We start from the raw sequence: 7,460 nt of genomic DNA on the forward strand, positions 1-7,460 counted from the left end.
TGGCCCGTCAGCGGCTGCAGAGCGACGCGGAGCAGGCGCGCGCGGAGGCCGAGGCGCTGCTGCGCCGGGCCCGCACCGACGCCGAGCGGCTACTGAACGCGGCGTCGACGCAGGCCCAGGAGGCCACCGACCACGCCGAGCAGCTGCGCAGTTCGACCGCGACCGAGTCGGACAGCGCGCGCCGTCAGGCCGGCGAGCTGAGCCGGGCCGCCGAGCAGCGCATAAGCGAGGCCGAGTCGGCGCTGCGCGAGGCGCGGGCCGAGGCGGAGAAGGTCCTCGCCGAGGCGAAGGAGGCCGCGGCCAAGGCGCTCTCCAGCGCCGAGTCGGCGAACGAGCAGCGCACGCGTACGGCGAAGGAGCAGGTCGCCCGGCTGGTCAGCGAGGCCACCAAGGAGGCCGAGTCCACCAAGGCCGAGGCCGAGCAGGTCGTCGCGGACGCCAGGACCGCCGCCGAGAAGATCGTCGCGGAGGCCGAGGAGAACGCGCGCAGCCTCACCGCGGAGGAGACCGCCTCCCAGCTCGCCAAGGCGGCCCGTACGGCCGAGGACGTCCTGAACAAGGCGTCCGAGGAAGCCAAGTCGACCACCAAGGCCGCGTCCGAGGAGGCCGAGCGGATCCGCGCCGGGGCCGAGGCGGAGGCGGACCGGCTGCGTGCCGAGGCGCACGACATCGCCGAGCAGCTCAAGGGCACGGCGAAGGACGACACCAAGGAGTACCGCGCCAAGACGGTCGAGCTGCAGGAGGAGGCGCGCCGGCTGCGCGGTGACGCCGAGCAGCTGCGCGCGGACGCCAACGCCGAGGGCGAGCGGATCCGTTCCGAGGCCCGGCGTGAGGCCGTCCAGCAGATCGAGGAGGCGGCCAAGACCGCCGAGGAGCTGCTCGCCAAGGCGAAGGCCGACGCGGACGACCAGCGGTCGAACGCGACGACGGAGAGCCAGCGGGTCCGTACGGAGGCCATCGAGCGCGCCACGACGCTGCGCCGGCAGGCCGAGGAGACCCTGGAGCGCACCCGCGCGGAGGCCGAGCGGCACCGGGCGGAGGCCGTCGAGCAGTCCGAGGGCATCATCGCGGAGGCCGAGCGTGCCGCCCGTGAACTGCACGAGGACACCGAGCGGGCCATAGCGGCCCGCCAGGCCGAGGCCGCCGAGGGGCTGACCCGGCTGCACACGGAGGCCGAGGAGCGCCTCGCGTCTGCCGAGGAGGCGCTGACCGACGCGCGCGCGGAGGGCGAGCGGATCCGTCGTGAGGCCGCCGAGGAGATCGACCGGCTGCGCGGCGAGGCCGCCGAGCGGATCCGTACGCTCCAGGCGCAGGCCGGGGCGGGGGCCGAGCGGCTCCGCGACGAGGCCGCTTCCGACGCGTCCGCCTCGCGTGCCGAGGGCGAGTCCATCGCCGTACGGCTGCGTTCGGAGGCCGCGGCGGAGGCCGAGCGGCTGAAGTCGGAGGCTCAGGACACCGCGGACCGCGTACGGTCCGAGGCGCAGGCCGCCGCGGAGCGGCTCGCCACGGAGGCGGCCGAGGCGCTGTCCGCCGCCCAGGAGGAGGCCGCCAGGCGCCGCCGCGAGGCCGAGGAGCTCCTCGGCGCCGCCCGGCAGGAGGCCGACCAGGAGCGGGAGCGGGCTCGCGAGCAGAGCGAGGAGCTGCTGGCGTCGGCGCGCAACCGCGTGGACGAGGCCCAGACCGAGGCCGTACGGCTGGTCGAGGAGGCGGACCGCCGGGCGACCGAGATGGTGTCGGCCGCCGAGCAGACCGCACAGCAGGTCCGGGATTCCGTCGCCGGGCTGCACGAGCAGGCCCAGGAGGAGATCACGGGCCTGCGCAGCGCCGCCGAGCACGCGGCGGAGCGCACGCGTACGGAGGCGCAGCAGGAGGCCGACCGGGTCCGCGCCGACGCGTACGCGGAGCGGGAGCGGGCCGCCGAGGACGGCAACCGCCTCCGGCGCGAGGCGCACCAGGAGTCGGAGGCCGCCAAGTCCCTTGCGGAGCGCACGGTCTCGGAGGCGATCACCGAGTCCGAGCGGCTGCGCTCGGACGCCTCGGAGTTCGTCCAGCGGGCCCGTACGGAGGCGTCGGACACCGTCGCGGCGGCCGAGCAGGACGCCTCACGGGCGCGGGCCGAGGCCCGCGAGGACGCCAACCGCATCCGGTCGGACGCGGCGACGCAGGCCGACACCCTCATCACCGAGGTGACGTCGGAGGCGGAGCGGCTCACGGCGGAGACCAACGCGGAGGCGGAGCGGGTCCGTTCGGAGTCGGTGGCGAAGGCCGAGAAGCTGATCGCGGACGCGACGGACGACGCGGAGCGGCTGCGCGCCGAGGCGGCCGAGACGGTCGGTTCCGCGCAGCAGCACGCCGAGCGGGTCAGGTCGGAGGCGGCGCGCGTCAAGAACGAGGCGGCCGCCGAGGCGGACCGGCTCATGTCGAACGCCCGCGACGAGGCCGACGACACCCTGGACAAGGCGCGCAAGGAGGCCAACAAGCGGCGCTCCGAGGCGGCCGAGCAGGTCGACACGCTGATCTCGGAGACGGCTGCCGAGGCCGACAAGCTGATCACGGAGGCCCAGCAGACGGCGCACAAGACCACCGCGGACGCCGAAGGGCATGCCGACACGATGGTCGGCGCCGCCCGCAACGAGGCGGAGCGGCTGGTCTCCGAGGCGACCGTCGAGGGCAACTCGCTGGTGGAGCGGGCCCGGACGGACGCGGACGAGCTGCTGGTCGGCGCGCGCCGGGACGCCACCGCCATAAGAGAGCGGGCCGAGGAGCTGCGTGACCGGATCACCGGCGAGATCGAGGATCTGCACGACCGGGCCCGCCGGGAGTCCGCGGAGACGATGAAGGCGGCGGGCGACCGCTGCGACGCGCTCATCAAGGCCGCCGAGGACCAGCTGAGGGAAGCCGAGTCGAAGGCCAAGGACCTGGTGTCGGAGGCCAACTCCGAGGCGGGCAAGGTCCGGATCGCCGCCGTGAAGAAGGCGGAGGGGCTCCTCAAGGAGGCCGAGCAGAAGAAGGCCGCGCTCATCTCCGAGGCCGAGGCGATCAGGTCCGAGGCGGTGCGCGAGGCGCGGGCCGCGGTCGAGGAGGGCAAGCGCGAGCTGGAGGTGCTGGTCCGGCGCCGCGAGGACATCAATGCCGAGATCTCCCGTGTCCAGGACGTCCTTGAGGCGTTGGAGTCGTTTGAGGCCCCGTCGAGTGGCAAGGACGGTGGCGTCAAGGCTGCCGCTGCGGCCGGTGCGACTCGTTCGGGTGGCAAGCCGTCGGAGGGCTAGCCAAATGGCCAACTTCCGTGCTTACCAGAGGCCTTCGGCATCGTCTCTGGCAAGCGGTCCGGCTGTTAGCCACCAAAAAGGGTGTCATTCTCCATATCAATCGGGCTACTGCTCGATGACACACCGTCTTGACCCCTAGGATTCCACCTATCACCTCACCGGTCTCATTCGACAGGAACCCCATGAGCGACACTTCCCCCTACGGCTTCGAGCTTGTGCGGCGTGGGTACGACCGCGCTCAGGTGGACGAACGCATTTCGAAGCTCGTCTCCGACCGTGACAGCGCTCTGGCCCGTATCACTGCTCTGGAAAAGCGCATCGAGGAGCTCCATCTCGAAACGCAGAACGCCCAGGCCCAGGTCAGCGACGCCGAGCCGTCGTACGCCGGCCTCGGCGCGCGCGTCGAGAAGATCCTCCGCCTCGCCGAGGAGGAGGCGAAGGACCTGCGCGAAGAGGCCCGTCGCGCGGCGGAACAGCACCGTGAGCTCGCCGAGTCGGCGGCCCAGCAGGTGCGTAACGACGCAGAATCGTTCGCTGCGGACCGCAAGGCCAAGGCGGAGGACGAGGGCGTCCGGATCGTCGAGAAGGCCAAGTCCGACGCTTCTCAGCTGCGTACCGAGGCTCAGAAGGACGCGCAGTCCAAGCGTGAGGAGGCGGACGCCCTCTTCGAGGAGACCCGTGCGAAGGCCGCTCAGGCCGCCGCCGACTTCGAGACGAACCTCGCCAAGCGCCGGGAGCAGTCCGAGCGCGACCTGGCCTCGCGTCAGGCCAAGGCCGAGAAGCGTCTCGCGGAGATCGAGCACCGCGCGGAGCAGCTCCGCCTGGAGGCCGAGAAGCTGCGTACGGACGCCGAGCGCCGCGCCCGTCAGACGGTGGAGACGGCTCAGCGCCAGGCCGAGGACATCGTGGCCGACGCGAACGCCAAGGCGGACCGGATCCGTTCGGAATCCGAGCGCGAGCTGGCGGCTCTCACGAACCGTCGCGACTCGATCAACGCTCAGCTGACGAACGTCCGCGAGATGCTCGCGACGCTGACCGGTGCGGCTGTGGCTGCCGCCGGCTCGCCGGCCGAGGACGAGCCGATCTCTCGTGGGGTTCCGGCGCAGCAGTCCCGGTAGGGATGGGTTGTGGGAGAGCTGCGGGCCGGTCGTGGCTGGTCGCGCAGTTCCCCGCGCCCCTTGACGGGGCGCGGCCGCTAAGAGACATAGAGCCCCCTGTCACTGAAGTGGCAGGGGGCTTTGTCGCGTTTTAGCGTGAGCCCATGATCGAGCTTGAAGGGCTTACCAAGCGGTACGGCGAGAAGATGGCGGTGAATCATCTGACGTTCACCGTGCGGCCGGGGATCGTGACCGGGTTTCTGGGGCCGAACGGGGCCGGCAAGTCCACGACGATGCGGATGCTGCTCGGGCTCGACCGGCCGACCGCGGGTGATGTGCGGATCGACGGGCAGCACTACGACCATCTCAAGGATCCGCTGAAGTACATCGGTGCCCTGCTCGACGCCAAGGCCATGCACGGCGGCCGCAGCGCCTTCAACCATCTCCTGTGCCTCGCGCAGAGCAACGGGATTCCGCGGGCGCGGGTGCACGAGGTCCTCGACACGGTGGGCCTCACGGCGGTGGCCAAGAAGAAGGCCAAGGGCTTCTCGCTCGGCATGGGGCAGCGGCTCGGTATCGCGGGCGCGCTGCTCGGCGACCCCCGGATCCTGATGTTCGACGAGCCGGTCAACGGGCTCGACCCCGAGGGCATCCACTGGATCCGCAACCTGATGAAGTCCCTGGCCGCCCAGGGCCGTACGGTCTTCGTCTCCTCGCACCTGATGAGCGAGATGGCGCTGACCGCCGACCACCTCGTCGTGATCGGCCAGGGCCGGCTGCTCGCCGACACCTCCATGGCCGACTTCATCCGGCAGAACTCACGCTCGTACGTACGGATCCGGTCGCCCCAGCGGGAGCGGCTGCTCGACGTGCTGCACGGGGCCGGGGTCACCGTCGTCGAGGCGGGCGGCGAGGCGCTCGAAGTGGACGGCTCGAAGTCGGAGCACATCGGGGAGCTCGCGGCCCAGCACCAGATCGTGCTGCATGAGCTGAGCCCCCAACAGGCCTCGCTGGAAGAGGCGTTCATGCAGCTGACGGCGGAGTCGGTGGAGTACCACGCGCACTCGGACCCGGGGCTCGCCGGCACCGTGCCGACCGCCGTCGCACCCACCGGGCAGCCGCAGGCGCCCCAGTGGGGCAACGACTGGAAGAAGGGCTGAATCCATGTCCGCGACCCAGGTCGTCCGGTCCGAGTGGACCAAGATCCGGTCGGTGGCGTCCACGGTGTGGACGCTCTCTCTCGCCGCGGTGGTCACCGTCGCGCTCGGCGTGCTCATCTCGCTGCTGTCCAAGAACGAGTTCGACGACCTGAGCACGAAGGACCGGCTCTCCTTCGACCCGACGTTCATCAGCTTCGCGGGGATGAGCCTCGGTCAGCTGGCGATGATCGTGTTCGGTGTGCTGGTGGTCTCCAACGAGTACAGCACCGGCATGATCCGCACCTCGCTCGCCGCGGTCCCGCAGCGCGGCACCTTCCTCTTCAGCAAGATCGCGGTGGCGACCGGACTCGCCTTCGTCGTCGCCCTCGCGACCAGCTTCGTCGCCTTCTTCCTCGGCCAGGCGATGCTGGGCTCGCACCGGGCCTCGATCGGCGACCCGGGTGTCCTGCGCGCGGTCATCGGCGGCGGCCTCTACATGACCCTCATCGCCCTCTTCTCGATGGGCGTCGCCACGATGCTGCGCAGCCCGATGCTCTCCCTCGGCATCCTGATGCCCTTCTTCTTCCTGATCTCCGCCATCCTCGGCAACGTCGGCGCCACCAAGAAGGTCGGCCAGTACCTCCCGGACCAGGCGGGCAGCAAGATCATGCAGGTCGTCACCCCGATCGACGACGATGTGCCGTACGGCCCCTGGGGCGGCCTGGGAATCATGGTCCTGTGGGTGCTGGTGGCGGTGGCGGGCGGATACGTGCTGCTGAAGAAGAGGGACGCGTAGGGCTCACGATTTTGCTCAGCTTTGGGGGGAACCGTCAGCGCCCGGCTATCCTCCTAACCCTTACGGGGGCGTGTGCCCCGACGTCCTGAACCATTCGATGGGTGCGGAGAATGATCGAGGCAGTCGGCCTGACGAAGCGCTATGGCGACAAGACAGCCGTGTACAACCTTTCCTTCCAGGTAAGGCCGGGTTCCGTCACCGGTTTCCTCGGGCCCAACGGGTCGGGCAAGTCGACGACCATGCGCATGATCCTCGGGCTCGACAACCCCAGCTCCGGTCAGGTCACGATCGGCGGCTACCCCTACCGCAAGCTGCCCAACGCCCCCCGCCAGGTCGGCGCGCTCCTCGACGCCAAGGCCGTGCACGGTGGCCGGCACGCCCGCAACCACCTCCTGTGCCTCGCCCAGCTGTCCGGCATCCCGGCCCGCCGCGTGGACGAGGTGCTGGGCGTCGTCGGCCTCCAGGACGTGGCGAAAAAGCGCTCCAAGGGCTTCTCGCTCGGCATGGGCCAGCGGCTCGGCATCGCCGCCGCGCTCCTCGGCGACCCCCAGGTGCTGCTCTTCGACGAGCCGGTCAACGGCCTCGACCCCGAGGGCATCCTCTGGGTGCGGAACCTGATGAAGTCGCTGGCCGCGGAGGGCCGGACCGTCTTCGTCTCCTCCCACCTCATGAGCGAGATGGCCGTCACCGCCGACCATCTCATCGTGATCGGCCGCGGCCAGCTGCTCGCCGACATGAGCGTCCGCGACTTCATCTCGCACAACTCGGCCGACTTCGCCCGCGTGCGTACGCCCGAGACCGAGCCCCAGCAGCGCGAGAAGCTGACGGCTGCGCTGACCGAGGCGGGCGGCCAGGTGCTGCCCGAGCAGGACGGCGCATTGCGTGTCATGGGCCTGCCGCTCCCCCGGATCAGCGACCTCGCGCACAGCGCCGACGTACGCCTGTGGGAGCTCTCCCCGCACCAGGCCTCGTTGGAGGAGGCGTACATGCGGATGACGCAGGGCGCCGTGGACTACCGCTCCACCATCGACCAGCGCGCGGGCCTGCAGCAGGAGCTGCCGCCGGGCGCGATGCCCCCGCAGCAGATGCCGGTGCCGGGTCAGGGCCAGCCGGGCTGGTACGCCCCGCCGCCGCCCCAGCAGGGCGGCCAGCCGTTCGC

5 protein-coding genes are annotated in these 7,460 nt (G+C 71.2%); all 5 read left to right on the top strand.

All coding sequences use genetic code 11. The annotated features are described in order from the left end of the window. Positions 1-3,269 (top strand): polarized growth protein Scy (scy, locus tag O3Q52_RS45170; protein WP_269654315.1); only part of this gene is annotated, 3,269 nt, incomplete at its 5' end. Positions 3,270-3,451: 182 nt separating this feature from the next. After that, positions 3,452-4,387 carry a hypothetical protein gene (locus tag O3Q52_RS45175; RefSeq protein ID WP_055617802.1) on the top strand — a complete coding sequence of 312 codons (936 nt, stop codon included), beginning with the start codon at positions 3,452-3,454 and terminating at the stop codon, positions 4,385-4,387. 143 nt (positions 4,388-4,530) lie between these two features. After that, positions 4,531-5,526: an ABC transporter ATP-binding protein gene (locus O3Q52_RS45180; protein ID WP_269654316.1), complete on the top strand. Its 996-nt coding sequence runs from the start codon at positions 4,531-4,533 to the stop codon at positions 5,524-5,526. 4 nt (positions 5,527-5,530) lie between these two features. Continuing rightward, the gene (locus tag O3Q52_RS45185; RefSeq protein ID WP_269654317.1) at positions 5,531-6,301 is read left to right on the top strand and encodes an ABC transporter permease; all 771 of its coding nucleotides are present in this window, start codon (positions 5,531-5,533) and stop codon (positions 6,299-6,301) included. 110 nt (positions 6,302-6,411) lie between these two features. Then, positions 6,412-7,460, top strand: a 1,049-nt coding sequence (locus tag O3Q52_RS45190) for an ABC transporter ATP-binding protein (protein WP_269654318.1), incomplete at its 3' end; no start/stop codon positions are given.

Source organism: Streptomyces sp. ActVer (genome assembly GCF_027270795.1).
Taxonomy (GTDB): domain Bacteria; phylum Actinomycetota; class Actinomycetes; order Streptomycetales; family Streptomycetaceae; genus Streptomyces; species Streptomyces umbrinus_A.